Annotated in this window: 30 protein-coding genes and 7 tRNA genes; 12 read left to right on the forward strand and 25 right to left on the reverse strand. The window is 31.7% G+C overall.

The genetic code is table 11. The annotated features are described in order from the left end of the window. Positions 1 to 4: 4 nt before the first annotated feature. The 12 genes from PUD86_03555 to PUD86_03610 all read right to left on the reverse strand — a co-directional run bounded on the left by PUD86_03555 (position 5) and on the right by PUD86_03610 (position 6,208). The gene (locus PUD86_03555; GenBank protein MDD6776357.1) at positions 5 to 256 is read right to left on the reverse strand and encodes an energy-converting hydrogenase B subunit J; all 252 of its coding nucleotides are present in this window, start codon (positions 254 to 256) and stop codon (positions 5 to 7) included. Next, a complete protein-coding gene (locus PUD86_03560) occupies positions 253 to 729 on the reverse strand; it encodes an MnhB domain-containing protein (GenBank protein MDD6776358.1) in 477 nt (158 codons plus the stop codon). The genes PUD86_03555 and PUD86_03560 overlap by 4 nt, the downstream gene beginning before the upstream one ends. After that, a complete protein-coding gene (locus PUD86_03565) occupies positions 726 to 1,007 on the reverse strand; it encodes an EhbH (GenBank protein ID MDD6776359.1) in 282 nt (93 codons plus the stop codon). Before PUD86_03565 ends, PUD86_03560 begins: the two co-directional genes overlap by 4 nt. Further along, positions 1,000 to 1,335, reverse strand: coding sequence for a hydrogenase (locus PUD86_03570; protein MDD6776360.1), 336 nt, complete (start codon positions 1,333 to 1,335; stop codon positions 1,000 to 1,002). The genes PUD86_03565 and PUD86_03570 overlap by 8 nt, the downstream gene beginning before the upstream one ends. Next, the gene (gene ehbF / locus PUD86_03575) at positions 1,332 to 2,789 is read right to left on the reverse strand and encodes an energy conserving hydrogenase EhbF (GenBank protein MDD6776361.1); all 1,458 of its coding nucleotides are present in this window, start codon (positions 2,787 to 2,789) and stop codon (positions 1,332 to 1,334) included. Before ehbF ends, PUD86_03570 begins: the two co-directional genes overlap by 4 nt. Next, on the reverse strand, positions 2,779 to 3,165 hold the full coding sequence (locus tag PUD86_03580) for a cation:proton antiporter subunit C (GenBank protein MDD6776362.1): 387 nt from the start codon (positions 3,163 to 3,165) through the stop codon (positions 2,779 to 2,781). The genes ehbF and PUD86_03580 overlap by 11 nt, the downstream gene beginning before the upstream one ends. Continuing rightward, positions 3,165 to 3,398 (reverse strand): DUF4040 domain-containing protein, encoded by a 234-nt coding sequence (locus PUD86_03585; GenBank protein ID MDD6776363.1) that lies wholly within the window; start codon positions 3,396 to 3,398, stop codon positions 3,165 to 3,167. The genes PUD86_03580 and PUD86_03585 overlap by 1 nt, the downstream gene beginning before the upstream one ends. A 1-nt stretch (position 3,399) precedes the next feature. After that, entirely contained in the window at positions 3,400 to 3,822 is a 423-nt protein-coding gene (locus PUD86_03590) for a cation:proton antiporter (protein MDD6776364.1), read from the reverse strand. Then, on the reverse strand, positions 3,819 to 4,085 hold the full coding sequence (locus tag PUD86_03595; GenBank protein MDD6776365.1) for a monovalent cation/H+ antiporter complex subunit F: 267 nt from the start codon (positions 4,083 to 4,085) through the stop codon (positions 3,819 to 3,821). The genes PUD86_03590 and PUD86_03595 overlap by 4 nt, the downstream gene beginning before the upstream one ends. Before the next feature lie 42 nt (positions 4,086 to 4,127). Beyond that, positions 4,128 to 4,442: a monovalent cation/H+ antiporter subunit E gene (locus PUD86_03600; protein ID MDD6776366.1), complete on the reverse strand. Its 315-nt coding sequence runs from the start codon at positions 4,440 to 4,442 to the stop codon at positions 4,128 to 4,130. A 230-nt stretch (positions 4,443 to 4,672) separates the two neighbouring features. Next, the gene (locus tag PUD86_03605; protein ID MDD6776367.1) at positions 4,673 to 5,380 is read right to left on the reverse strand and encodes a metal-dependent hydrolase; all 708 of its coding nucleotides are present in this window, start codon (positions 5,378 to 5,380) and stop codon (positions 4,673 to 4,675) included. Between the two features lie 84 nt (positions 5,381 to 5,464). Beyond that, positions 5,465 to 6,208: a succinylglutamate desuccinylase/aspartoacylase family protein gene (locus tag PUD86_03610; protein MDD6776368.1), complete on the reverse strand. Its 744-nt coding sequence runs from the start codon at positions 6,206 to 6,208 to the stop codon at positions 5,465 to 5,467. 44 nt (positions 6,209 to 6,252) lie between these two features. Between PUD86_03610 and PUD86_03615 the strand changes: the two genes are divergently transcribed. Continuing rightward, positions 6,253 to 8,175 (forward strand): IGHMBP2 family helicase, encoded by a 1,923-nt coding sequence (locus tag PUD86_03615; protein ID MDD6776369.1) that lies wholly within the window; start codon positions 6,253 to 6,255, stop codon positions 8,173 to 8,175. Between the two features lie 122 nt (positions 8,176 to 8,297). Beyond that, positions 8,298 to 9,476, forward strand: a complete 1,179-nt coding sequence (locus PUD86_03620) for an argininosuccinate synthase (protein ID MDD6776370.1) — start codon at positions 8,298 to 8,300, stop codon at positions 9,474 to 9,476. Positions 9,477 to 9,480: 4 nt separating this feature from the next. Here the strand turns inward: PUD86_03620 and sfsA are convergent, their stop codons facing one another. After that, complete coding sequence (gene sfsA, locus PUD86_03625) at positions 9,481 to 10,182, reverse strand: DNA/RNA nuclease SfsA (protein ID MDD6776371.1); 702 nt, start codon at positions 10,180 to 10,182, stop codon at positions 9,481 to 9,483. Then, a complete protein-coding gene (locus tag PUD86_03630) occupies positions 10,169 to 11,710 on the reverse strand; it encodes an NAD(P)H-hydrate dehydratase (protein ID MDD6776372.1) in 1,542 nt (513 codons plus the stop codon). Before PUD86_03630 ends, sfsA begins: the two co-directional genes overlap by 14 nt. Positions 11,711 to 11,781: 71 nt before the next feature. On the opposite strand from PUD86_03630, the gene PUD86_03635 reads away from it, so the two are divergent. Then, positions 11,782 to 12,912 (forward strand): NAD-binding protein, encoded by a 1,131-nt coding sequence (locus tag PUD86_03635; protein ID MDD6776373.1) that lies wholly within the window; start codon positions 11,782 to 11,784, stop codon positions 12,910 to 12,912. Positions 12,913 to 12,957: 45 nt separating this feature from the next. Here PUD86_03635 and fhcD read toward each other — a convergent pair whose 3' ends face one another. After that, positions 12,958 to 13,848: a formylmethanofuran--tetrahydromethanopterin N-formyltransferase gene (fhcD, locus tag PUD86_03640; protein ID MDD6776374.1), complete on the reverse strand. Its 891-nt coding sequence runs from the start codon at positions 13,846 to 13,848 to the stop codon at positions 12,958 to 12,960. An 83-nt stretch (positions 13,849 to 13,931) separates the two neighbouring features. After that, positions 13,932 to 14,993: a UPF0104 family protein gene (locus PUD86_03645; protein MDD6776375.1), complete on the reverse strand. Its 1,062-nt coding sequence runs from the start codon at positions 14,991 to 14,993 to the stop codon at positions 13,932 to 13,934. A 67-nt stretch (positions 14,994 to 15,060) separates the two neighbouring features. Here PUD86_03645 and PUD86_03650 point away from each other — a divergent pair, with 67 nt between their 5' ends. After that, a complete protein-coding gene (locus tag PUD86_03650; GenBank protein MDD6776376.1) occupies positions 15,061 to 16,494 on the forward strand; it encodes a TrkH family potassium uptake protein in 1,434 nt (477 codons plus the stop codon). A 52-nt stretch (positions 16,495 to 16,546) separates the two neighbouring features. Then, positions 16,547 to 17,206: a TrkA family potassium uptake protein gene (locus PUD86_03655; GenBank protein ID MDD6776377.1), complete on the forward strand. Its 660-nt coding sequence runs from the start codon at positions 16,547 to 16,549 to the stop codon at positions 17,204 to 17,206. On the opposite strand, the gene PUD86_03660 is transcribed toward PUD86_03655, so the two are convergent. The 9 genes from PUD86_03660 to PUD86_03700 all read right to left on the reverse strand — a co-directional run bounded on the left by PUD86_03660 (position 17,201) and on the right by PUD86_03700 (position 19,217). Continuing rightward, positions 17,201 to 17,812 carry an MBL fold metallo-hydrolase gene (locus PUD86_03660; protein MDD6776378.1) on the reverse strand — a complete coding sequence of 204 codons (612 nt, stop codon included), beginning with the start codon at positions 17,810 to 17,812 and terminating at the stop codon, positions 17,201 to 17,203. The genes PUD86_03655 and PUD86_03660 overlap by 6 nt on opposite strands. A gap of 59 nt (positions 17,813 to 17,871) precedes the next feature. Continuing rightward, positions 17,872 to 18,019: transfer RNA gene (locus tag PUD86_03665), tRNA-Trp, on the reverse strand. 52 nt (positions 18,020 to 18,071) lie between these two features. Beyond that, a complete protein-coding gene (gene hjc / locus PUD86_03670) occupies positions 18,072 to 18,482 on the reverse strand; it encodes a Holliday junction resolvase Hjc (GenBank protein ID MDD6776379.1) in 411 nt (136 codons plus the stop codon). Between the two features lie 109 nt (positions 18,483 to 18,591). After that, a tRNA-Glu gene (locus tag PUD86_03675) sits at positions 18,592 to 18,666 on the reverse strand. A 51-nt stretch (positions 18,667 to 18,717) separates the two neighbouring features. Further along, positions 18,718 to 18,793: transfer RNA gene (locus PUD86_03680), tRNA-His, on the reverse strand. Positions 18,794 to 18,824: 31 nt separating this feature from the next. Then, positions 18,825 to 18,907: transfer RNA gene (locus PUD86_03685), tRNA-Leu, on the reverse strand. Between the two features lie 55 nt (positions 18,908 to 18,962). Continuing rightward, positions 18,963 to 19,037: transfer RNA gene (locus PUD86_03690), tRNA-Glu, on the reverse strand. 28 nt (positions 19,038 to 19,065) lie between these two features. Next, positions 19,066 to 19,139: transfer RNA gene (locus PUD86_03695), tRNA-Ile, on the reverse strand. Between the two features lie 5 nt (positions 19,140 to 19,144). Continuing rightward, positions 19,145 to 19,217 (reverse strand) — tRNA-Asn (locus PUD86_03700). Positions 19,218 to 19,407: 190 nt separating this feature from the next. Between PUD86_03700 and PUD86_03705 the strand changes: the two genes are divergently transcribed. The 7 genes from PUD86_03705 (at position 19,408) to PUD86_03735 (ending at position 25,729) form a co-directional block, all read left to right on the forward strand. Further along, complete coding sequence (locus PUD86_03705; protein ID MDD6776380.1) at positions 19,408 to 20,388, forward strand: radical SAM protein; 981 nt, start codon at positions 19,408 to 19,410, stop codon at positions 20,386 to 20,388. A gap of 136 nt (positions 20,389 to 20,524) precedes the next feature. Further along, the gene (gene gatB / locus PUD86_03710) at positions 20,525 to 21,877 is read left to right on the forward strand and encodes an Asp-tRNA(Asn)/Glu-tRNA(Gln) amidotransferase subunit GatB (protein MDD6776381.1); all 1,353 of its coding nucleotides are present in this window, start codon (positions 20,525 to 20,527) and stop codon (positions 21,875 to 21,877) included. A gap of 9 nt (positions 21,878 to 21,886) precedes the next feature. Then, on the forward strand, positions 21,887 to 22,693 hold the full coding sequence (locus PUD86_03715; GenBank protein MDD6776382.1) for a CBS domain-containing protein: 807 nt from the start codon (positions 21,887 to 21,889) through the stop codon (positions 22,691 to 22,693). Next, positions 22,694 to 22,981: a phosphoribosyl-ATP diphosphatase gene (gene hisE, locus PUD86_03720; GenBank protein MDD6776383.1), complete on the forward strand. Its 288-nt coding sequence runs from the start codon at positions 22,694 to 22,696 to the stop codon at positions 22,979 to 22,981. Between the two features lie 23 nt (positions 22,982 to 23,004). Continuing rightward, on the forward strand, positions 23,005 to 23,769 hold the full coding sequence (locus PUD86_03725) for an ABC transporter permease (GenBank protein ID MDD6776384.1): 765 nt from the start codon (positions 23,005 to 23,007) through the stop codon (positions 23,767 to 23,769). A 9-nt stretch (positions 23,770 to 23,778) separates the two neighbouring features. Next, on the forward strand, positions 23,779 to 25,209 hold the full coding sequence (locus PUD86_03730) for an ABC transporter ATP-binding protein (protein MDD6776385.1): 1,431 nt from the start codon (positions 23,779 to 23,781) through the stop codon (positions 25,207 to 25,209). 10 nt (positions 25,210 to 25,219) lie between these two features. Continuing rightward, complete coding sequence (locus PUD86_03735) at positions 25,220 to 25,729, forward strand: hypothetical protein (protein ID MDD6776386.1); 510 nt, start codon at positions 25,220 to 25,222, stop codon at positions 25,727 to 25,729. Positions 25,730 to 25,736 lie beyond the last annotated feature (7 nt).

The raw sequence follows: 25,736 nt of genomic DNA on the forward strand, positions 1-25,736 counted from the left end.
CCCCTTATTTACTCCTTGCAAATAAAAATTTGCCTACAAAAATTCCTATTAAAGCAGATACAAATGCAGTTGAAATTGGTAAATCTGTATAGAACGGATAATTACCAAATTGCCAAGCAGCAATAAGTCCTGCAATAAAGATTACTACAAATGATGCTAAAGTAAATTCCATATCAGAGCGGTTAACTTTGATTTGAGTTCCTATAATTGCACCTAATATAAATCCGAATATAATTGGGCCTAAACTTAACATCATTCATTCTCCTGTGTAAATTTTTTAAATCCTGCAAATGCAATAACAATTGAGGATAATCCAACAAATACCTTTAATCCTACGAAAATATTGAGATATGGAATAATTCCTGCGTTTGTAACATCAGGATAATGGAAAATATTTTGAATCATAGCTGGAACAACATTTGATAAGTCTGCACCAACATTGTATAAGAATGATCCACCAAGCAATAAACCAACTAATCCTAATGCAATAAATCCAAGTGCACCGATTGATTCTAAAACTTCAATAAATGCATGTGAAAATTCCAATGGAGAATTACCTACACCGTAAACAAGAATAGATAAGATAACTCCACCTGCAATCATAGCACCACCTTGGAAACCTCCACCAGGAGTGATGTGACCACCAAGAATAGTCATTATACCAATACAAATCAATATAATTGAGATTGGTAGGGAAATTAATTTTAAAATCATACTAGTTTGACTCATTGTTTATCCCCCAATAATCCTTTACCAAAGATAAGTAAAACAATTAAACCTGCGCTTAATAAGATAATTGATTCTCCTAATGTATCGTAAGCTCTGAAATCGAAAATAACTGCAGTAATTAAGTTTGGAGCTATTTTGGTTCCTACTGCATTGTAAATATAACTTACACCAGGATTAATCATATTACTTAAATGAAATACTGCATCCAATAAAGTAACAGATAAAATTGCTGCCATTATAGATGCAATTAAATTACGAATTGTAGTGTGATTAGACAAGAGTACCACCCCAATATAATAATGAACAAATAATTGCAAGAGTTACCATTGAATAGAATAACATCTTATCTAATGAATCCTCTTGTTCAATTTTAAACTTCGGAATAAGTGGAATATTAACAATCAATACAACTACAACGATTAAAGCAAATAATCCTGCAATTAAAACATTGACATGTCTTAACAAAAGAGTTGCTAAAACTAATGAAACAATTAAGAATATTTCAGCAGTAATACTTCCTGAAACATCTGCATTAGTTACAGGACCTGGAGAGAACAATTTCCTGAATTGTGCAACCACATCAAAGATTTTATCATATAAACTCATAATATTCCCCCTACAAAGGTAGAGATTCCATTAATAATAGGATCAGGGTATAAACCTAAGATAACGATAATTACCAATAATACTCCCATTGCAAAAATCATTGCACGAGGAACCTCTTTATTTTCAACATCCAATTTAGCTGGTTTTGGTTTTAAGAACATTGCATAGAATGTTTTTACAAATACTACAAATGTAGCGATACTTGCCATAATTGCTAAAATTGATAATTCTGGGAATCCGCAGCTTAAAGAAGCTTGAACAAGCATTAATTTAGATTGGAATCCGCTTAACGGTGGAACACCAGCCATAGCTAAACCACCAATTAAAAGCATAATACTTACTTTTGGATGGTATGCTAAAAGACCACCAAGTTTACGTGTATCAACTTCATTTGTTGCCTCAACAATTGCACCAAATCCGATGAATAGTAATGCAGTAATAATGATTTCATTTAATGCTTGGAAAAGTCCTGCAGTAATTGCATAATTAGTTCCAAGACCAATACCTAAACCAATAAAACCTAATTCCCCGACTGCTAAAAATCCAATCATTCTTCTAAAGTCAGTTTGGGTCAATGCTAATGAAACACCCAAAATCATAGCCAAGATAGAGAAGAAAACTATGAGAACTTCGAATATTGGCAATACAGAATAAATTCTAAACATTACTAAAACAATTGAAATCATTGAGATAACTGTAAATGACTGAAGTAAAGCTGCTCCGTGAGGTTCTGCTTTTGAATAAATTCCAGATTTTATAGTATGGAAAGGTGGTAAACCAGACGCATATAACCAACCAAAGAAGATTAGTCCGAGTGATAATAAAAATACTGGAGATGTAGGTTTTACTAAACCATTGTGAATAGCAGCCACAATATCTGTTATGTTTACACTACCAGTCAATGCAAGTAAAAATCCAATTCCTAAAAGCATTATTGGACTTCCAATTGATCCTAAAATCATATATTTTAAAGCCATTTCATAACTGTAGTCAATAGAAGATGCTGCAACAATACCTACCTGAGCAAGTGCCAATATTTCAAAGAATACAAACATATGGAAGATATCGTCAGTTAAGAGCAATGCAGTAACTGCAGCAGTACCTAAGAACAATAAGAATAAATAAGGACCGGAAACTTTTCTATATTTGGTTAAATAAACAAATACAACTAAAAATGTTAAAAGTCCAAGAGCAGCTATGAATATTTGTTGTAAGCTTGTAAATGAATATGTAATCGCTGGGTGATAAACCACGTTTGTTACATTATCCAAAATCGGTTCATATCCTCCAAAGTAGTGGAAACCATAATTGGACAATAATGGAATTATTGGAAGACAGATTGCAACTACAAATGCAAAGATTTTAGTAACTTTGTTGAATTTTGAAAAAGCACTAATAAGCAATGCTGCAATTAATGGAATGATAACCATAATTGGGATTAATTCATTCATCATATTCCTCCTGTTTTGATGTATCAGCCAACATTACACTAGTACTTAAAGTTCCATATCTTCTATAAAGAACCATTACCAATGCAAGCATAATAGCAAGAGTACTTGCACCAATTACAATACTAGTAAGTACTAAACCGAAAGGTAGCGGATATGCTGCATTTGAAGCAAACCATGTAGTGTCCATACCAGGCATTAAGATAGGTACAACACCACCAGCTTTATAACCAATAGCAACAATGAATAGGTTTACACCTTCTTCAATGAAACTAATACCAATAATTTTCTTTATGATGTTATCAACAAAAATTGCAGCATAAATCCCAACAATAATCAATGCAACTGAAGTTAATAATATCACTAATTGAGTTTGTGCCATTAGTTATCCACCCTCTGAGTTTTTTTAACAGCAAGAGCAATAAATACAGGTACAATAGCTGCACACACAATAGCCTGAGTCATAGCAACATCAGGTGCTAATAATACCTGGAAGAGAACTGCAATAGCTCCACCGGAAAATCCTGTTAATATTGCTGCTTTCAATAAATCTTTTTGGATAATAGCAAGGACGGCACTTAAAACTGCAATTAAACATAAAACATATACTATCATCTTACTCGCCCTCTTCAATTTCTAGTGTAGTTACAGAAAATCTTTCATCAGTTTTAAGTTTTTGTGAATTTTCACTTTCTAAAGATTGCATTTTATCTTTAGGATGTAAGAATGGATTATCTTCAACTACATCTTGTTCAACATTTTCTAAATCCAAATTATTTTCTCTATCTTCTTTTTTCCAATAAGCGTTAGCGATTGCATGTGCAATAAATGGTGCTAAAACAAAATAGATTCCAGCAAGTAAATATTGACCTAAACCAATCATTGCAAGGACACATGCAATATCAAAAACACCCACAATATGAATTCTTGCATAAACAACATTCTTTGTGTTTTTATCTAAACTAATAAGTCCAATTGCAGAAATTATAGTTAAAATAGCTGCTATGATAAGAATAATAGACTGAATATATTCTATCATTCTCCATCACCCCCCAAAACTACAGCAAAAGCAACAGTACCTACAAAACCAAAGAATATTAAAGCTAATGATATATCTCTAAAGAATTCGAGATTATACAAGCCACCAATGATTAATAATAAAACTGCAAATGCATTAACCACAGCAGAACTTCCTAAAATCCCCATAGAAGTGGATTTATAAGCACTTGCTCTTAATGCAACTAGCATAAATATCATTAATGCAATAATCATAAAATATTTTGAAATACTTAAAATATCCATACTATCTCACTCGATTAATCAATCAAAAATATTAAAATAACCCTATTCCAACATTTTCTTAATGTATTTTTCAAAAGGAATAACATCCTCTTTTGTTCTTGGAGAAATAGTAGCCACTTTGATAATGTTATTTTCACTGTCTAAATCAACAGACAAAGTACCAGGAGTCAAAGAAATACTGTTTGCCAAAATTGTCTGTGAAACTGGTCTTTCTAAAACAGTTTCAATATCAAAAACAACAGGATCAATATTTCTTCTCATAATTCCATTAAAAGCAACGTCAAAGGTTGCTTTAATGATTTCATAAATTAGGTCCAAGAAATAAATAATTCCATAACCAATTCTAGTTAAAAACATTAAATAAGCTCCATTTCATTAATAATTCAAAAAGTCAAAAAATGACTCTTTTATAACATTATTATTTATCATGATTATTTATTATAAATGTTATGTATTTACTGTGAAAAATCACAATAAAACATAAATAACGCATGTAATAATTTTTTAAAAAAAATAAATACTAATTTAAATCTATTTTTAAATAAAAAGAAGAATTTAAAACTCGTTAAAATCAATTTAGATAAAAATTAATGAGATAAAATATACATTTCATATAATTTAAATAAAACCTGTGCATGACCCATCATAGATAAAATCGCAAGGATAAATACCACCACTAATCCAAAATTTCTATAAACTTTATATGAAGAAATTGGAGCGAATAATTTAATTCCTGCTGGTGAAAATGAATCCAATACACTATGAGAAAAAATCCCCAAAAATAAACTAAGTACAATAGTAATATAGGATATTTCACCAGTTTTGATCATAAATAATGAAATAAAAAATATTGGAATGAAAATCATCAATAATTTTTTATTTAAGAACAAAAACCCTAAAAGTGCAATAAGAATTGCAAGTAACAAATAATGATCCCCTAAGGAGGTAACCAACATTATCAACTGCAAACTCCAAATTAAGATTAAGCTAATTGCAGCAGTTAATGTTAGTATACCGAATATTGAATGTGTAAAACTACGATGTTGCGAAAAATAAAATGTGACCCCTAAGAACACAATAATTAAACCAACATAGTAAGGTAATTTAAGTATATAAAGTGAAATGAAGACTACTAACCCCAAGATAATAATCTTATACACGCTTTCTTTTTTAAATTTATGATCAAAATCTGGAACATTTGCACCGATAAATGTCAAAGCAATTAACAACGGATTATGAAAAAACATACACGCAAGTATCAATGCAAATATTGAATGTCCTTTATAGGAAGACAACTTAAATCACCTTATTAAATAGTATTTAAATACTAATTAAAAATAAGTAATCCAAGAGCATTTGAAAAGAAATAATTAAAAAAATTAGATTCCAAAATAGGATAAAAAACTCTTCATTTGACTAAATGAAACATCAACAGCGCCCCTTCCAACACTACCAAACGGAGATAACACTTCACAGGTAACAGAAGGAATTCCTTTTAAATTACATGTATCTTCAATAGCACCATTATACATAGAAGAACTTGCAAAATCATATGAAATCATCTCAGAGCCAACATCACTTGAAATATAGTTAGCTATTAAAAAGCTCTCAGCAGTTGGAGATTTTGATGAAAAAACAGACTCACAACCAGGATTTGAGTTATATGATGTTGAGTGGAAATCTCCTACAGCAGAAATTCCTAAATTTTCAATAGCTTGAATAATAAGATTGCTTATTGAATTTTTAATATTAGCAGAACGGTTCAAATCACGTGAATTAAAACTTCTTTCATTGTTCATTGAAGATTTTGGAGCTGCAAATGGTATAAAATAAACAGTATTGTTAAGTTCTTTTTCCAATAATTCATTAATTAAATTTAGATTTGCCATTTGAGGAGATAATTCATTACCATGAATTCCAGATAAAACCAATACTTTCTTTCCACCATTTCCTAATTTAAAAATTGGAGTTCCATAAACAGATTTTTCTAAAATAAATTGATTAATAGGATTTAATTCCAGATTTTCCAGAATATGTTTATTTCTTGAGATGTACCCTCCTGAAAAATCAGAGATATAACTCATTTCAAGATTTCCAAATTGATCAATTTTTTTAAAATGCATAATTAATTATACATAAAAACTCTTATTTAAAAATAGGGATTACAGTGAAGAAATATATTAAGAGATTAATTAGACTTGTAAACTATGAAAGAGATGCTGAAATCGAAGTAATGACTCATGAAATCAGCACAATGTCAGGTAAAAAAAGAGAAGAACTAGGCAGAGCCATAAACAAAGTTAAAGGAAAGTTTCTAGGAAAAGAATTAGGATTACAAATTGTTCAGTTCGGCAGATCAGATAAAATTGAAACTGAAATATCTGTTGGAGATATGGTTTTAATAAGTAGTGATGACCCTCTAAGAAGTGATTTGACTGGAACAGTTACTGAAAAAGGTGCAAGATTCATAACAGTTGCATTTGACAAAAGAGTTCCAAGATGGGCTTTAAAAAAGAAAGTCAGAGTTGATTTATATGCAAATGATGTAACATTCAAAAGAATGGAGGATAATCTAAGACATTTAAGTTTAAAAGGAAAAGATGCACTTGAATATATTTTAAATGACAGAGACCCCAGAAAAAACAGACGTGTTCCATACATAGACTACATTGACGATTCTCTTAATAATTCACAAAAAGCAGCTATTGAAAATGCATTATCATGTGAAAACTTCTTTTTGATACACGGACCTTTTGGAACAGGAAAAACAAGAACTTTAGTTGAATTAATCTCACAGGAAACAAGACAAAACCACAAAGTTCTTGCAACAGCAGAAAGTAATGCTGCAGTTGATAACATCCTTGAGAGATTAATTGAAAATAAAAAATTGAATTTAACAAGACTTGGCCATCCACAAAGAGTATCTGAGAATAATATTTCTCAAACCTTGGCTTATAAAGTTGAAAAGCATGAACTAAACAGAAGAGTTAAGAAAATCCAAAAAAAGATTGAAAAATTAGTGGAAACAAGAAATTTACACACTCGTCCAAGCCCACAGTTTAGAAGAGGTCTTAGCGACTATGAAATATTAAATAATGCTTCAAAAGGAAAGAGCAGTCGTGGAGTTAGTCCTGAAAAGATGAAATCAATGGCAAAATGGATTGAATGCAACCAGGAAATTGATGAATTACATGATAATATAAAAAGAGTTGAAAACAAAATCATTCGTGATATCGTCGAAACCAGTGATGTTATTCTTACAACAAACTCATCTGCAGCACTTGATTCAATATCTAAAGTAAAATTTGATGTTGCAATTATTGACGAAGCATCACAAGCAACAATACCAAGCATATTAATTCCAATAGCTAAATCTCGCAGATTTATACTTGCAGGTGACCACAAACAGCTTCCCCCAACAATCATAAGTAAAAAAGCAAAAGAATTGGAAAAAACATTATTTGAAGAATTAATAAAACTTTATCCTTCAAAATCTCAGCTATTAAATGTTCAATATAGAATGAACAAAATGCTTATGAAATTCCCGAACAAGGAGTTTTACAATAACGGACTTAAAAGTGATTCAAGTGTTGATGAGATAAAAATTGACGATTTACTTGGATCTGATAACCATGAAGATGCTCTTTTATTTATCAATACTTCAAATGCATATGGCAATAAAGAAAATCACTTAAAAGATTCCAAATCCATAATAAATGAATTAGAATCAGATATTGCAGTTAAAATTGCTAAAGACTATTTGGATGCTGGCGTTATCGCAGATGATATTGGAATTATTAGCCCTTATGCAGATCAGGTAAAAATAATAGATAATAACACTCCTGTTGAAGTAAAAACTGTTGACGGTTTTCAGGGAAGAGAAAAAGAAATTATCATCATATCAACTGTTAGAAGTAATGATGATGGAAACATTGGATTTTTAAAGGACTTAAGAAGACTAAATGTGGCAATTACCAGAGCTAAAAGAAAATTAATCATTATTGGAAATAAAGAAACATTAAAAAACAGTCCTACATATGCAAGACTTATTGATTTTGTTGAAAATGAGGATTTATTAATTGATGTTTAAATCCACCATCACCCACTTATTTTTTTAAAATAAATTTCTAGGCTAATTTATAATTATAAATAGTATTAAAAACATACAATTAAATGAATAATAATTCTTATTGATTATAACGGTGACAAAAAATGACTGAAAAAGTAGTTTTAGCATTCAGTGGTGGATTAGATACCTCTGTATGTGTTAAATTATTAGAAGAAAAATACGATGTAGAAGTTATTACTGCATGTGTTGATGTAGGACAAGGCGACGAAGAAATGGAAAAAGCAAAAACCATGGCATCCAAAATCGGTGGATTAAAACACTATAACATCGATGCTAAAGAAGAATTTGCTAACGAATACATTGCACGTGGAATCAAAGCAAATGCAGAATATGAAGGATACCCATTAAGTACTGCGCTTGCAAGACCATTAATCGCACAAAAAATTATCGAAATTGCTGAAAAAGAAGGAGCAACTGCTATTGCACACGGTTGTACCGGAAAAGGAAACGACCAATTCAGATTTGAAGCAGTTATTCTTGCAATGTCTGATTTAGACATTATCGCTCCTATCAGAGAAATGAACTTAACCAGAACCGAAGAAAAAGAATATGCTGAATCTAAAGGTATCGAATTAAGTTATGATAAAATTTACAGTATTGATGAAAACCTTTGGGGAAGAGCAATTGAAGGAGATATCTTAGAAGATCCTGCAAATGAACCACCTGAAGACATTTACGAATGGACTTCTTCCTGGGAAGATGCAAAAGACGAACCAGAAAAAGTATCCATCGAATTTGAAGAAGGTATTCCAGTAGCTATAAACGGCGAAATTATGCCTTTAACCGATCTTATCAAAAAAGCAAATGAAATTGCTGGAAGCCACGGTATTGGAAGAATCGATACTATTGAAAACAGAATGATTGGTATTAAAAGTAGGGAAATCTACGAAACCCCTGGTGCTAAATTGTTAATTGCAGCTCACGAATCTTTAGAAGAATTAGTTTTAACTACTGATGAATTAAGATTTGCTGAATACATGTCAACCCTTTATGCTGACTTAGTATACAGAGCTCTCTGGCAAGAACCATTAAGAGAAGACCTTGACCAAGCAATTGACAAAATGCAAGAAAGAGTAAGCGGAGAAGTTGTATTGAAACTCTTCAAAGGTTCAATCCACCCAATTATCAGAAAATCTCCATTCAGCTTACACAGCATTGAACAAATCACCTTTGAAGACAAAGAAACTGACCAAAGAGAAGTTGAAGGTATGATTAAATACCATGGTCTTCAAGCTGCAAATTACCAAAAATTAAACAGATAGCTTTTTAGCTATCATTATCTTCTTTTTTTAAATCAAAATTAATAGGTTCAGGAATTAAAGTAATTCCATCTAACTGATTATCACATCTATAAACTAAAATTTCAACACCATTATCATAAGCTTCATTTAAAGTTTGAGAAAATACAGGATCATTTTCCCAGTTTGGTCTGAAGAATTTTCCTGCAGGATGTTGAATTAAGAAAAACGCAACACAGCGATTTCCCTGTTTTTTAAGTTTAATTAACTCTTTTAAATGCTTTGCACCTCTTTGTGTTGGAGCATCCGGAAATCTTGCTTCACCATCAACAATTAGTGTAACACCCTTTACTTCAACATAACATTGGCGTGAATCATCTGCAAGATATATGTCGATTCTTGAATTATCAACTGTTTTTTCTCTTTGATGAATAGAATAGCCAGAAAGTTCTTTTATTTTACCATCCAAGATTGCATCATATACAATACTGTTTGCTTGTTGAGAGTAAAGTGACACTAGGACATTCTTATTTTCTACAAAGTGAAGTGAGAATTTGGTTTTTCTTTTTGGATTGTCTGATGGTTTAAGCCAAACTACAGCATCTTCAACTAAAAGTTCCTTACACCTTCCTGTGTTTGGCACGTGCGCTATTTCCAAGTTTCCATCCACTTCAACTTCAGCAATGAACCTATTTGGACGATTTTTAAAAATCCCTCTAACATAATCCATTTTTAATCACATTACCGATAAATGATACTAAATCACTAGCACTAAATCCGTTTCCTTTTTCATCAAATGCCATGTCTCCTGCAAGTCCGTTAATGAAAACAGCTAAACATGCACTGTCAAAAGCATTTAATCCTTGAGCAAATAAAGCAGTTGCAATTCCTGAAAGTGCATCTCCTGTTCCACCAACTGTCATTCCAGGATTACCACTTTTATTAATTTTAAATTTAGTTCCAGATAAAATCAAGTCATATTTTCCTTTAACTATTACACTACCTTTAATTTGACGGGAAATTTGCTGGAACTGAGTAATATTTTCATCAACTTTTTTAAAGTCATATGAATCAATGTCAAGTTTTAAATCATTATTAACCTTGAAAAATGATTTAAATTCAAAAATATGAGGAGTTAAAATAATATCCTGTCTGTTTTTAATTAAAGTCATTTCAACCTGTTTTAGAGCATCTGCATCCAAAACTATTGGTTTTTTAATCTTTGAAACCAATACATTGAATAATTTTAAAGTATTATCAGATATTCCTGCTCCAGGACCAATTAATACTGCATCAACATCTTCTGATAACTCAATGATTTGTTGAGAATGTTCAAGTGATAATTCATCTCCTTCAAGTGATTTAACAATTAAATCTGGAGAAGTTGATTTGATAACTTTTGCTGCACTTTCGGGCGCCATAACATAAACCAAATCAGCACCTGCACCAATAGCTGCCATTCCTGCAATGGCTGGAGCACCAGAATAATCTTTAGAGCCACCTACAATAAGTAAACGACCATTGTTTCCTTTATGAGAATCCAAGTCACGTGCGTTCATTCTTAAAAAGTCACCATAATTTACAAAGTATTCTGCTTCAAATGGAATTCCAATATCTGCTGTTACAAGACCACCAACAACTTCTTCTTCAGCATTTCTCACACCAGTCTTGATTTTGTGAAAACTGATAGTGTAATCAGGCACAACAGCAACATCATCAACCTCACCAGTTAACGGATCCATTCCAGAAGGCACATCAACACTGATTTTAACACCTTTGGATTCATTTATTACTTCAATAGCTTTTTTAACATTGGTTTGAAGGTTTCCTTTAATTCCAGTACCTAAAATACCATCAACAATTACAAATTCACTGTTTTGTGATTTTGCAACTTCACAGTTTTCAATATCTTCAAGTGTTTTTAGATTGAAAATATTTAAACGGGAAAGACGAGGTTTCATGTTTTTTAATATTTCCAAATTGGTTTTTGCCTCACTAGAGTGAATATTTTCTTTAAGCATATAAATATCCACGTCATAACCTCTGTTCAAGAGATATCTTGCAGCAACAAATCCATCTCCACCATTTCCACCAGAACCTGTAAAAATAACTACTTTAACAGGTTTTGCAAAGGTATAAACTGCAATTTTACCAACTTCTTCTGCTAAAGATTTTCCTGCTGATTCCATTAAGCATAATCTAGATAAACCTAAGTATTCACAATTATAATCAGTAACCATCATATCAATTGGATCCAAAAAAATCACCTTAATTAAAATATAACTTCTTGATATAATATATATTATCTTAATAATAAGGAAACACATCTATGAGAAAAATAACAATAAAAATTTTAACAAAATTACCGACAAGATATTTGACTACGGGAATAATTATAATTATATTATTATTAATTTACGGAGTTGTTGGTTCATATTTCATAATGGACCTAAATATTGTTGATTCTATTTATTACTCCATTACTACAATGACAACCGTAGGTTATGGGGATTATATACCATATACTCCAATTGAGAAAATTTTTTCAACATCACTATCTCTTGCTGGTGTTGCATTACTCGCTTATGTGTTTAATATATTCTTAACAAATTTCCAACAAACAATGAAGAGATATTCAAAAGAGGCTAGGAAAATGAAAAAAATTAATGATATGGACGACTACTACATCCTTTGTGGATTTGGAAGAGTTGGAAAAGTAGTATTTGAAGAATTAAAAAACAGAAAACAAAATATAATTGTATTTGAAAAGGATAGTGAAATTTACGAAAGTATTGAAGAGGACAATTCAATTGTTACTATCCACAAAGATGCAACAGAAGATGATTTAATAGCTAAATTAGCTAATGAAAAATGTAACAGTGTAATCATCAGTACTGGAAATGATGTAAGTAACCTCTTTATTGTTTTAACAATTCGTGAAACCAATCCTGATGTGTGGATTGTTACAAGAGCAAGTAAAATCAAGAATATTTCACGTCTTAGAAAAGCAGGTGCAAATAAGATTGTCTCACCTGAGATTAGTGGTGGTCAGGATATGTTCTTTGAGTCTACAAAACCACACATCTTAAGAATAACTGTTAAACACGGTTTTGACGGAATATACGATGAATTTAAAGTTATTGAAAAACATGGATGTACCTTAGAAAACATTGATTACCATCTTCCAGGAATCAATACCCCACTTACACGTGAGTTTAATGTAAGAAGACTTGCAGATGGTAAAAAATACGGACAATACTTAAAAACACATGACGACCAAAGACAGGCATTGCAAAACCTCTATAAAGTAGCTTACAACGTCCATTCACACTTTATTATTGGTCCTGATAAAAAATCTTTAGAAAATATGGTTGAAGATTTGAAAAAACTCGAAGAAGTTATTGGAATTAATTTAACAAACGAAGAAATTGCTGAAATGACAAAAAACGATATTAAATAGCAATTTTCTAATAAAAATAAATAAAAAAAGAAAAGAGAATTATTCTTAGAATAATTCTTGTAAGTTCATGATGTAAGCACCTAATTTACCGTCGAAGTTACCTGCACTAATTTCAAGTACTCCATCAACAGCACATGCAGCTTCAATACCTGCTTTCATTGCTGCTTTAACGGATTCTTCGTCTACACCATCAATAACAATTTCAAATACACCGTCAGCATCGTCTCTGATATCAGAGTCTACTTCACCTTTTAAGGTTACACACATTTTTTCGTTAGTAGATGCGTTTAAGAATTTTGCGTATTTGTTAGATCCTACTTTAGAACCGGATGCAACCATACCACCAGGGAACGGAGTGATTACTCCTTCAACTTTGGAGATAGCTTCAACAGCTGCTTGTGCTGCTTCTACACCAGTCATTTGATCTTTTGCTAAAATAAAGAAGTTTCCTCCAGCAACACCATCTTTGTATCCGAATTCAGATTCTACTAAGAAGTCTCCGGACATAATTGGGATGGAGTGGATTTTTCTTCCGTCAATTTCACATTCTTTTTCGAAACCGTCACCGAAGAATTTTAATTTGTTACCAGTTTTTAAAGTGGTTTCTGATTCAAGACAGTTAAATGCTGCTGCAGTAGGTGAAGTTAAAATACACATTCCAATTCTTTCCATTAATTCATGGTCAAGTGCTTTTTTACCACCTTGGCAAATCATAATAACATAACCAGGTCTTCCATCAGGAGTGTTTTCAGCTGGTACAAAACAGTCAATACCTGCTTCTGCAGGACATCCAATAACAGAAGTTCCGTAACCGGTTGCTTCAGTTGCTGCGATTTTTGCTAATTCTTCAGTTGCTGCAGTAACTAAGATTCTAGTTACTTTAATTCCGAAACCTTCTGCGTAAGTATCTTTAATTTCTACACCATTAATTTCCATGATTTCACCAAAATTAATATACAAAAAATAAATTTTTTGCTATAATAAAAAATATGTGAATAAATTAAAATAAAGTTTTCTATTTAATCATCACATTCATTTTCACTAGATTGTTCAATTTCATCATCTGAGGAAAGTAATGAACTATTACTAAGAATTGAAGAACCATAGTGAGGTAAAATAAGCATACCTATTATTGTAGCTAACCAGAATGAAATTAATCTTTCAATAACAGTTGCTGCTGCACTAACTGAAGCAGATATGCCTGCAACAGAATAAAATACAACCATAATTCCATCAACAGCACCAAGACCACCTGGAAGAAGTGGGACCATACCGACTAAAGAAGCAATAATGAATACTTCACCAATAATAATAGGATTGATTGTAGCACCAAATGCTAAAAATACAATATAAACTCTTAAAATTTCAAGAATCCAAATTATAAAAGATAACGGCAATGCATAATATGTAACAGTTCTACTTGAAAGAACAATTCTCATAGTTTCCTGGAAATCAGAAATCATTTTATGAACTTTATTTTCCAATTCTTCTGAGTTTTTCTTATAAAATCTTCTAAGTAATCCGATTACCCATCCATCAACGCGCTTTCCAAAATTAGGATTTATGGACATATAAATAATTATGATTAAAATAGCAACAATAGCTATTACTGCAAGAATCATTAAAATAAGCAACCAAATTGCCATTTTGAAGTATAAAGTTGAAGAAATAACTGTAAAAATCGCCAATATAATAAATGGAAAAGTGTCTAATGTTCTATCTGCTACAACAGTAGCAAACGCATCTTGCATAGGATATTTTCCTTCCCTGGATAAAATATATGCTCTAACAGGTTCTCCCCCACCACGTCCTGAAGGAGTAATATTATTTACAGCAAGACCTACTAAAGTCATTGGAAGTAATTTTTTAAAACTCATGTCAATATCAGCCAAACTATTGAGAATTTGCCAACGTAGAGTGTATAAAACAAAAACAACTACTTGCACTCCAACAGCCAATAATAATAATCCAGCATTAGCCATTTTTAATGCAGCAATAACTTCATTTATTCCAACTAACCCTAACATCACAGCTAGTATAAGAATACTTATCCCAAGAAAAAATATTGATTTTTTATCCATAGTATCTATATTATCCTTTTCAATACTTATAAATATATATAGAAATATGTTCAATAAATAGAATAGTATGAGATATATAACTAAAACAGATTTGTTGATTATAGGAATGAATTCCGGATATTTGATGATTGGAGTTGGATTAATGTGTTTAGTCCCAATTATTTTTGATTTAGTATATTTTGAATTCAATATAGCTTGTTTTGCAATACCTGCAGCAATATCAATCTGTTTTGGACTATTTTTAAGAAGATATCTCAATGAATATTCTACAAGAAATGTACGTCTTAAGCATGGAATGATTATTTCTGCACTAGGATGGTTATGGGCAGCAATTATTGGTGGAATAGTAATTATGCTTGCAACACATACTCCAATAATAGATTCTGTTTTTGAAAGTATGTCTGCATTAACCGGAACTGGTATTACCATGTTCAGTGATGTGGAATCATTACCCCAAAGCATATTGTTTTTTAGAGCATTTGAACAATGGATTGGAGGTTTAGGAGTTGTAGTTATGGTAATTAGTATCTTAACAAAACCTGGAACTGCAACATCTACATTATACCATGCAGAAGCTCATGAAGACCGTATTAAACCAAGTACCAAAGCTACTCTTGAACAGACCATCAAAATATATGGAATTTATACTGTTGCAGGAGTTATATTATATATTATTGCAGGAATGCCTGTTTTTGATTCCATTTGTAATACATTCACTATAATCTCAACTGGAGGTATGAATGTTAAAAATGCAAATATGGGATTTTATCAAAGTGATTTAATTTATTTTATAACAATTGTCTTAATGATCATCGGTGCAACAAGCTTTTTAGTACACTATAAAGTTATAAAAAGCAGAGGAAGATCATTAATTGAAGATTTACAGTTTAAAGTAATTATATGCGTTATAGCAGTTGTATCATTACTAATTTATTTTGTATCAAATATTGTACCAATCGAACTTGTATTTACCATTGTATCTGCCCTTACAACAACAGGAGCAAATGTAGCACCATCAACAGTTATGGCAACATGGCCAGCATTTGTAATCATTTGTATAATCTTTTTAATGTTAACTGGAGGATCAAATGGTTCTACAGTAGGTGCTATTAAACTTGTACGTATTTTAACATTTTTTAAAGGAGTTTATAAGCACATTCGTGAAATTATGTCTCCAAAAGGTAGAGTTGTTCCTGTAAAAATACATGACAGAGTAATTCCGGACAAAGCAGTTGCAGAATCTGGAAATTTCATTACATTATATTTATTATTCATCATGATTACATGGACATTATTCTGTTTATTAGGATATGACCCATTTAAAAGCTTATTTTCAGTAGTATCCATCCAAGGAAACAATGGACTTGATTTAGGCATATTAAATAATGAATTAAATCCAATTTTAAAAATAATAAGCATGTTTAATATGTGGATTGGAAGGTTGGAAATTTATCCGGTTTTAATTACATTAAGAACTGCATTTGAAATATTTAAAAGATAAGTTTATAATCTTTAAAAATAAATATTGATTATTGTTTGTTAAAGGTGATTAAATGGATTATGTAGTAATTATGGGAGGAGGTCGTGTAGGACTTGCTCTTGCGAATTTATTAATTGATGAAGGATATGACATTACTTTAATTGAAAATGACAATAAGCTCTGCGCAGAAGTTGCATCTGAGCTTGATGCATTGGTTGTTTGTGGAAACGGTACAAATTCAAAAATCCTTGAAGAAGTAAACATTGAAGATGCAAAATACTTTATTGCAACTACCGGAAACGACGAAGCAAACTTACTTTCATGCATCCTCGTTAGAAAATATAAAGTTAAACATATCATTGCTCGTGTAAGTAATCCAGATCACGAAGAAGCATTTAAAGAAGTTGGAATTGAACAGGTAATCAGTCCAGAAAGAGCAGCTGCATCATACTTGCAAAAAATTGTTACAAGACCAAATGCTGCAGAATTAATGACCCTTGGACAAGGGGACGGAGAAATTTTAGATATGACCATAACCAACGACAAAATTGTTGGAAAAAAATATAGAGATATTTCCCCTTCAAAAGATTTCATTATTATTGCAACTTATCAAAATGGAAATTTAATTATCCCACAACCAGATAATGTAATTAGTCGTGGGGAAAAAGTTTCAGTCCTTGTAAAAAGAGGAAAATTCAATAAAGTAGCTAAAAAATTAGGAAAAAGTTCATAAATATAAATAAGACATTTTAATATGATCTTTTCCATTATTTTCCACAACAGGCCCATGACCTGGGAAAATACCTTTAACATCTAATTTCATTAATTTTTCAACACTTTTTTTCATATCATCATAATTTCCACCAAGATCCATTCTGCCAACACCACCGCCAGCAAAAATAGTATCACCGGAAATTAAGTTTTCACCATCCCAAAGACAAATTCCACCAGAAGTATGTCCAGGAGTGTGAATTACTTCAAAATCAGCTATTTTATCTCCCTCTTCAAGTTCCATATCTACACGAGTGTTGTTTATTTTATCAAAACCAAATGCAGAACCTGAAGTTCCTAAAGTATCTTCATTTTTAATAGGAATAGCATCTAATTTATGAACAGCAATCTTTGCATTTTCAAAAAAGTGATTTCCACCAATATGGTCAAAATGACAGTGAGTATTGACAACTAATTCAATATCTTCTGGTTCAACACCATTTTCACGTAATTTAGCAAATAAGTAATCCTTGTTTTCACCAGCACCAGTGTCAACTAAAATTTTATTATCAATCAAATAGCAATTTGAATCGTAATTATATCCTAAAATTAAAACAATTTCTGACATGAAAAATAATATTTAAAACTAAGTAATTAAAATTTTTGAAAAAAAGTTTTGTATAAAAATGGGGTCACAGGGATTTGAACCCCGATCCTGGGATTTCTCTTGCCTCAGTACTCCAATTGTTCATCACAACAAGTACTGTTCAGTTACGCGTATATTTCTTCAAAGACAACTGGAGTCCCAGATGATGCCAGGTTACACCATAACCCCACACATAACATACAATAATACATTTATTTTAATAATATATAAAGATTACCATTTAATCGAACTTCATTTGCTTATCAATACCAGCAATTTCATCGATTTCAAGGCCTTTTTCAAGAGTATAATCCTTTTCAACACGATAATTTCCTTTTTTAGTACGAGGAGTATTTTTAGGTTCTAAAAAGAGCCATTTAGTGTATTTAAACCTAACACCAATATATGGCTTAGCACCAAATATTTGAGAAAATTCACATAACTCATCAATTTGAACAGAATCAATGTATATTTTATCCTTTGTTGTTGTTTTAACTTCAATAGCTAAGTATATTTTACCATTTCCAGCAACAACATCAGGTAATGATTTTTTGGTTGCTCCACCAGAAGCAGGAGCTCTCATAGCAGCAAACCCCCTGTCCCAAAGTTTGTGAACCAATTCTCTTTCTTCAGCAGACCCTTTTTTAGCCATAATAACACTCAATAATAAAAAATTTAATTAAATAATACTCTGTTTTGATAAGTATATAAAAAAAATCCGAGAGCATTTGAAAAGTAATCATAAAAAAAATATTTTGGAATGCTCCGGCCGGGATTCGAACCCGAGTCTTCGGCTCGAAAGGCCGAAATGATTGGCCGGACTACACCACCGGAGCAAATACATATGACATGCTAAACGCACCACTAATTAAAAATAGATTTATAAATGGGGCCGGAGCCGAGATTCGAACCCGAGTCCCGGGATCCACAGTCCCGGAGGATGACCACCTACCCTACCCCGGCAAATGAAAATATCTATAAAAAATTGTAAGAATGCGGGAGCAGGGATTCGAACCCTGGTAGACCTGCGTCAACAGGTCCTAAGCCTGTCCCCTTTGGCCTCTCGGGCACCCCCGCTTATATAAAACAAAGATACGTAGAAACCAAAAAAATCTTAACAAGTTTTTTAAAATGCTCCGGCCGGGATTCGAACCCGAGTCTTCGGCTCGAAAGGCCGAAATGATTGGCCGGACTACACCACCGGAGCAAACAAATACAAACTGTTTTAGTCAACATGGGCCCAATGGGGTTCGAACCCATGGCCTTCCGGTTATGAGCCGGACGCTCTACCTGGCTAAGCTATGGGCCCAAAAGCGCCATCGACAGGGCTCGAACCTGTGACCAATCGGTTAACAGCCGAACGCTCTACCTACTGAGCTACGATGGCATATGACACCCATCTCACTTAACCAAATACAACCCATGTTTAAAAATCATAAGACTTTAAACAGTAATAATTAGTTTGTATGATATACTATATAAACCTTTTGGTTTTCATTACCTTCAAACTAATAAAATCAGTTCTAATACTAAATTAGACTAACTAATATATAAAGTTTAACATTCTAAATAAATACATGGATGCTAACATATTCGACTTAATAAAAAAAGCTAATGAAACTACATTAAATAAACACGGCGATTTAATTACATTAGAGCGAGCAGTATTTCTCTCATGGTGGTGTGACAAAGGAGACTGTGCATTTTGTTATATGTCCACCCAAAAAGAAAAAATCAAAGATCCCTCAAAAGCTAGGCGTAACGTAAGTAACATTTATGCTGAAGCTGAGATGTGTAAACGTCTTGACTGGAATATTGAATTTTTATCTGGTGGATATGAATCATTTACAACACAGGAAATTAAACAGATTGCTACTAACATCAAAGACATAACTGGAGATGGTGTCTGGTTAAATACTGGAATTACCGATGAATTGGAAGAGTATGGCTCTGAGATTAAAGGAATTACCGGTGCAGTTGAAGTAGCAAATCCAAAAATCCATAAACAAGTCTGTCCTTCAAAGAAATTAGAAGATATAAGTAATATGTTAGATGTTGCAAACGATTTAGGATTTAAAAAAGCAATTACAATAATCTTAGGTCTTGGAGAAACATTGGAAGATGTTGATTATATAATAGATTATATTAGAGATCACAAAATTGACCGTGTAATATTTTATTCACTAAATCCCCACAAAGAAACATTATATGCGGACTCATCACAGCCAGCATCCCTTTACTATGCTCAGGTAGTAGCTAAAGTGAGATTAGCATTCCCAGATATTGAAATAATATGTGGAACATGGATTGATAATCTTGCAAATATTGGAATATTAATATTAAGTGGAGCAAATGGAATTACAAAATTCCCATTGTTTAAAATGTTTGGAACAAAATACGGAAAAAGAGTTGAAGAAGAAGTCAAATGGAGTGGCAGAAGACTTAAAGGAACATTTACCGACAAAACTCAGTTAGGTCCTAAACAAAGTGAAGTTTCACCAGAACTTGACAAATTTATTAAAAGATACATCAACGAATCTTTAAAAAATAAATACTAAACAATAAAAAATCCATCACCAACTAAAATCCTCACTAAAAAACCCTATTTTTAATAACCTTTATAAATCTAATGTGCTAAATATAATTATAATATAAATTATTAGTGGAGGAATTATTATTAGCGATGATGTCGATATGATGTGTGGGCTTGAAATCCACGTACAATTAGAAACTGAATCAAAATTATTCTGTGATTGTCCTACAAATTATCAGGATGCTCCGGCAAATACAAATATCTGCCCTATTTGTCTTAACCAACCAGGAGCAAAACCTCACCCAACCAATGAAAAAGCATTAGAAAATGCTTTAATGATTGCTTTAATGCTTAACTGTGAAATTGATCAAGACGTAATTTACTTTATGAGAAAACACTATGATTACCCTGACTTATCTTCAGGTTATCAAAGAACTTCTGTTCCTATTGGAATTAACGGTGAATTAAACGGAATTAGAATCAGAGAAATTCACGCAGAAGAAGACCCAGGTCAATTCAAACCTGACAGAGGTATTGTAAACTTCAACCGTTCAGGAATTCCTTTAGTTGAAATTGTTACTGAACCAGATATAAAATCTCCTGAAGAAGCAAGAAACTTCTTAAAAGAGTTAATCCGTGTTTTACAATACAGTGGAGGAGCTCGTGGTGAAGGAACTATGAGAGCAGACGTAAACATTTCAATTAATGGTGGAAACAGAGTTGAAATGAAAAACGTAAACTCCATTAAAGGTGCATACAAAGCATTAAAATTCGAACTTGTAAGACAAAAAAACCTCATGAAAAGAGGTGTTGAAGTTAAACAAGAAACTCGTGCTTACTTAGAATCACAAATGATTACCGTAGGAATGAGGATGAAAGAAGATGCAGATGACTACAGATTCATTACTGATCCTGATTTGCCACCAATGCAAATTTCAGACGAAACAATTCAAAGAATCTTAGACACTATGCCTGAAGCACCACACAACAAGGTGAAAAGGTTTGTTGAAGATTATGACATTGACCAAGAATCTGCAAAAGTTTTAACCTCTGAACTTGATTTAGCAATTGCATATGAAGAAGTTGTAAAGAAAATCGAACCTAAATTTGCTGCTAAATGGATGAGAGATGAACTTAAAAGAGTTTTATCCTACAACAAATTAGACTTCGCAGACAGTGAAATTACTGTTGATGATTTAATTGAATTCTTAAGCATGATTGAATCAAAAGAAGTAACTGCAAAAGCGGCTAAAAAAATCATTGAACAAATGCCAAACAACGAAAAATCCCCTAAAACTATTGCTGAAGAAATGGGATTACTTGGTGTTGTAAACGATGACGAAATTCTTGCTGCTGTAAAACAAGCTATTGAAGAAAATCCAAAAGCTGTTGAAGATTACTTAGCAGGACAAAAAGCTTCAATTAACTTCTTGATGGGTCAAGTTATGAAATTAACACGTGGAAAAGCAGACCCTGGTGAAACTGTAAAATTATTAAAAGAAAATATTGAATGAGGGAATATCATGGTGGAAAAGAAATCATTTGTTAAAGATTACATGACAAAGAATGTTATTTGTGTTTCCCCAGATACCCCTACCGCAGATATTATAGACTTAATGAGAACAAGTCGGCACAATAGTTATCCTGTTGTTGAAAATGACAAATTAGTAGGTATGGTAACTGCATTCGATGTTGTATCCAAAGAATGGGCAGACACAGTTGAAGGATTAATGAGTACCAAATTAGTTGTTGCTAATCCAGAATTATCTATTAATGATGCATCAAGAGTCATGTTTAGAAGAGGAATTTCTAGGATGCCTGTTGTTGATGAAGATAGGAGGATTGTTGGTATTATAACTAATACTGATATGGTGAGATCACACATTGAAAGATCAACACCAAATAAAGTAGAGTACTTTAAAAATACTTTGGAGCAACTATATGACATTAAAGCTAATATAAAGCTCATGTCAGTAGATACTCATAAATTACGTCCAACACAAGACAGAGTTTATGCAGATGAACTTGAAGGCAGAGCTTACGAATTAAAAAGAGGATTAGCAGAACCTGCAATTGTTGTAAAAACAGGAGAAAGATGGATTTTAGTTGATGGTCACCACAGAGCAGTGGCATCATTACAACAAGGATATGAAACTGTAGATTCATATGTCATTGATTTAGGCCAAGATATTAAATTAGGAATGGAAAAAACAGCTAACAAAGCAGGAATCTATTCCTTTAATGACATTGAAATCATTGATGATGATAAACATCCACTTATTGCGCTTACAGAAAGTATTCAAGAACAAGAAAGTAAAAGTGATGATTAGATGAGTGATAAAATCATAAGAGAAGTGTATGAAGTATTAGAATCACGTCGTGACAATCCTATTGATTCATACACATCTAAAATCATGCAAGACAGCGATAAAAAAGCAGAGGACAAAATACTTGAAAAAATAGCTGAAGAAGCAGGAGAAGTATTAATCGCATCTAAAAATGATGAAAATTTAGTTTATGAATCAGTAGATTTAATTTTCCACACATTATTGCTTCTTGCATATAAGGGCATTGAAATTGACGAAGTATTTGAGGAATTTAAAAGTAGAAGAAAATAATCCTCACAAAACCAGGTTCAAATATGTTTGATACAACTGCAGAAAAGAAGTTTTTACTAAAAGAATTAGTTAAAAAAGATTTAACTTCAAAGTATAAAGATTCTGTTTTAGGAATCCTTTGGAGTTTTTTAAATCCTCTTTTAATTATGTTAGTATTTACAGCTATCTTTTCAATGTTATTTGGTCGTGCAATTGAAAATTATCCAGTTTATTTCTTAACTGGTAGAATTATATACGATTTCTTTAATACAAGTACCAAAGGTGCTATGCGTTCAATGAAGAGAAATGCAAATCTCTTAAAAAAGATTTATGTTCCAAAATACATGTTTGCAGTTAGTACAATCTGTTATGAAACAATTAATTTTATAATATCATTTATAATTTTATTCTTAGTGATGTTACTTACAAATGCTACATTCCACTGGACACTAATATTCACAATTGTCCCGATAGCATTACTAATTTGCTTAATATACGGAGTTGGACTAATATTAGCTGTTTGCAATACATATTTCTCAGATGTAGAGCATTTATATGGCGTATTTACACTTATCTTAATGTATGCATCAGCATTGTTTTACCCAATGGATATTGTTCCACCTCTTGTTCAAAGAATATTTACATTAAATCCAGTTTATTCAGCAATATCCTGTTTTAGAGAGTGCTGTTATGGAGTTTTACCTAATACTGGAACATTATTATATTTAGCAGCATTTTCATTTACAACACTTGGAATTGGAATAATTTTATTTAAGATATACGAAAAGAAATTAGTACTCGAATTATAAGGTTTTAATATGCAGTTTATTGATAAAATAAAAAATTGGAATAAAGATACCTCATCACAGGAAAACACAACTCAAGAAATTGATGAGAAATTCCAACATAACAGATTTAAAAACATTAGGGTGTTTGCTCCAGATTGTGAAATGGAATTTAATGACGGAACTTCATTTACTGCACAAATTCTAGATGGACAAAACAATCCTATTGTTAATCAGGAAGCTGTTATTCAAGTTATTCATAAAAAATACAAAAGAATAAGTGATGAAGAAGGTTATATCAGGTTACCTATTGGTCTTCAGCCTAATGAATACACTTTTAAAGTATTTTACCCTGTAGACGAAGAATATGTTCCAAAAGCATTACCTAAATTAACTATTTATAAAGAAGGGGAAAAACCTCAGGATACTGGTGAAATAACTACTAAATTATATGCACCAGACATGCTTATTTACTCTAAAGACGAACCGGATTATTTAGTCAGATTATACGATAGTGAGGATAATCCAATTTCTGGTGAAAAAATTAAAATCGAAGTTGAAAATCAGGTTTATGAGAAAATAACTGATGAAAAAGGATTTGCAAGTTTAGATTTGGAACTTGAACAAGGAATATATACTGTAAAAACTACCTATGATGGATCTGAAAAGTATTGCGGGGTTTCTAAAGAATCTCAACTTGAAGTTAAAACAAGAGATATCGACAAAGAAGTAATGATTGAACTTGAACATGTTGCAATGGAGTTTAAAACCTCAAATGATAAAATTGACACATTAAAAGAGTACATCATCAGAACCATTAAAAGAAACAAAACCGAAAGTAAAAAAATCAGAATTTTAGATGACGTTTCATTTAAAATATATAAAGGTGAAAGGGTAGGAATTTTAGGATTCAACGGTGCTGGAAAAAGTACATTACTTAGAATAATTGCAGGAATTTATGAACCTAGTGAGGGTAATATTAACATTAACGGTAAAATTGCTCCATTACTCGAATTAAGTGCAGGTTTTGATAAAAATTACAGTGGTAAAAACAATATCTTCTTAAATGGAGCATTATTAAGTATTGATGAAAACTTCCTTAAAGAAAAATACGATGAAATCGTTGAATTCTCAGAACTTGGAGAACACATCAATTACCCTATTAAAAACTACTCCAGTGGTATGGGAGCTAAATTAGGTTTTTCAATAGCTACATTAATTAACCCTGAAATTTTAATTATCGACGAGATTTTATCTGTAGGAGATATTAAATTCAGACAAAAAAGTTATGAAAAGATTAAATCCCTTATGCAAGAGGGAGTTACTGTACTTCTTGTTTCACACTCAATCAGTCAGATAAGAAACATTTGTGATAAATGTATCTGGATTGAAAACGGTCGTGTTTACATGGAAGGTGACTGTGAAGACGTTTGTGAAGCATATATCAAACGAGCAAAAAAATAAGGTTGATTAAATGGATAAAAGATGGTTATCAATAATAATAATTTTAATCGTAGGAGTTACCTGCATGTATGTTATTGCAGAATCTTCAGATAGTGTTGGAAGTGCAATAACAATCGTAAACAAAACAGTAGTTACTCTTCCAGACGGTTTTACAATTGGTGCTGACGGATCAAATAGTACTAAATTAATCCAAAAAAATGGTGATAAAAGCATATTCATAAAAGACATGGGTAAAAAGAACAAAGCTGAAAAATACTATAAAGAAAGTTTAAAGCAACTAAAAAGTTCTGATTACATTATCATCCTTTCAAATTCAACAACAAAGATTAACAATAATCCAATTTATAAAATAGATACAGTAGATGTAGCAAAAGGACATAATATTACTGTAATCTTTGCATATGCTGCAAAACATACATTCACTATTAAAATGGAATGTTATGACAATCCTCAACAATTAGATGATGATTTAAGTTATTTAATTAATACCATGAAATCAGATTATAAACAAATTGATTAGTTAAGTG

It is taken from the genome of Methanobacteriaceae archaeon (genome assembly GCA_029219465.1).
Classification (GTDB): domain Archaea; phylum Methanobacteriota; class Methanobacteria; order Methanobacteriales; family Methanobacteriaceae; genus Methanocatella.

Bases quoted from the DNA above. Each gene is read 5' to 3' on its own strand.
- PUD86_03555 (MDD6776357.1), bottom strand. From the start codon at position 256: ATGATGTTAAGTTTAGGCCCAATTATATTCGGATTTATATTAGGTGCA.
- PUD86_03560 (MDD6776358.1), bottom strand. From the start codon at position 729: ATGAGTCAAACTAGTATGATTTTAAAATTAATTTCCCTACCAATCTCA.
- PUD86_03570 (MDD6776360.1), bottom strand. From the start codon at position 1,335: ATGAGTTTATATGATAAAATCTTTGATGTGGTTGCACAATTCAGGAAA.
- ehbF (MDD6776361.1), bottom strand. From the start codon at position 2,789: ATGATGAATGAATTAATCCCAATTATGGTTATCATTCCATTAATTGCA.
- PUD86_03580 (MDD6776362.1), bottom strand. From the start codon at position 3,165: ATGGCACAAACTCAATTAGTGATATTATTAACTTCAGTTGCATTGATT.
- PUD86_03585 (MDD6776363.1), bottom strand. From the start codon at position 3,398: ATGATAGTATATGTTTTATGTTTAATTGCAGTTTTAAGTGCCGTCCTT.
- PUD86_03590 (MDD6776364.1), bottom strand. From the start codon at position 3,822: ATGATAGAATATATTCAGTCTATTATTCTTATCATAGCAGCTATTTTA.
- PUD86_03595 (MDD6776365.1), bottom strand. From the start codon at position 4,085: ATGGATATTTTAAGTATTTCAAAATATTTTATGATTATTGCATTAATG.
- PUD86_03600 (MDD6776366.1), bottom strand. From the start codon at position 4,442: ATGTTTTTAACTAGAATTGGTTATGGAATTATTTATTTCTTGGACCTA.
- PUD86_03610 (MDD6776368.1), bottom strand. From the start codon at position 6,208: ATGCATTTTAAAAAAATTGATCAATTTGGAAATCTTGAAATGAGTTAT.
- PUD86_03620 (MDD6776370.1), top strand. From the start codon at position 8,298: ATGACTGAAAAAGTAGTTTTAGCATTCAGTGGTGGATTAGATACCTCT.
- sfsA (MDD6776371.1), bottom strand. From the start codon at position 10,182: ATGGATTATGTTAGAGGGATTTTTAAAAATCGTCCAAATAGGTTCATT.
- PUD86_03635 (MDD6776373.1), top strand. From the start codon at position 11,782: ATGAGAAAAATAACAATAAAAATTTTAACAAAATTACCGACAAGATAT.
- fhcD (MDD6776374.1), bottom strand. From the start codon at position 13,848: ATGGAAATTAATGGTGTAGAAATTAAAGATACTTACGCAGAAGGTTTC.
- PUD86_03645 (MDD6776375.1), bottom strand. From the start codon at position 14,993: ATGGATAAAAAATCAATATTTTTTCTTGGGATAAGTATTCTTATACTA.
- PUD86_03650 (MDD6776376.1), top strand. From the start codon at position 15,061: ATGAGATATATAACTAAAACAGATTTGTTGATTATAGGAATGAATTCC.
- PUD86_03655 (MDD6776377.1), top strand. From the start codon at position 16,547: ATGGATTATGTAGTAATTATGGGAGGAGGTCGTGTAGGACTTGCTCTT.
- PUD86_03660 (MDD6776378.1), bottom strand. From the start codon at position 17,812: ATGTCAGAAATTGTTTTAATTTTAGGATATAATTACGATTCAAATTGC.
- hjc (MDD6776379.1), bottom strand. From the start codon at position 18,482: ATGGCTAAAAAAGGGTCTGCTGAAGAAAGAGAATTGGTTCACAAACTT.
- PUD86_03705 (MDD6776380.1), top strand. From the start codon at position 19,408: ATGGATGCTAACATATTCGACTTAATAAAAAAAGCTAATGAAACTACA.
- gatB (MDD6776381.1), top strand. From the start codon at position 20,525: ATGATGTGTGGGCTTGAAATCCACGTACAATTAGAAACTGAATCAAAA.
- PUD86_03715 (MDD6776382.1), top strand. From the start codon at position 21,887: ATGGTGGAAAAGAAATCATTTGTTAAAGATTACATGACAAAGAATGTT.
- hisE (MDD6776383.1), top strand. From the start codon at position 22,694: ATGAGTGATAAAATCATAAGAGAAGTGTATGAAGTATTAGAATCACGT.
- PUD86_03725 (MDD6776384.1), top strand. From the start codon at position 23,005: ATGTTTGATACAACTGCAGAAAAGAAGTTTTTACTAAAAGAATTAGTT.
- PUD86_03730 (MDD6776385.1), top strand. From the start codon at position 23,779: ATGCAGTTTATTGATAAAATAAAAAATTGGAATAAAGATACCTCATCA.
- PUD86_03735 (MDD6776386.1), top strand. From the start codon at position 25,220: ATGGATAAAAGATGGTTATCAATAATAATAATTTTAATCGTAGGAGTT.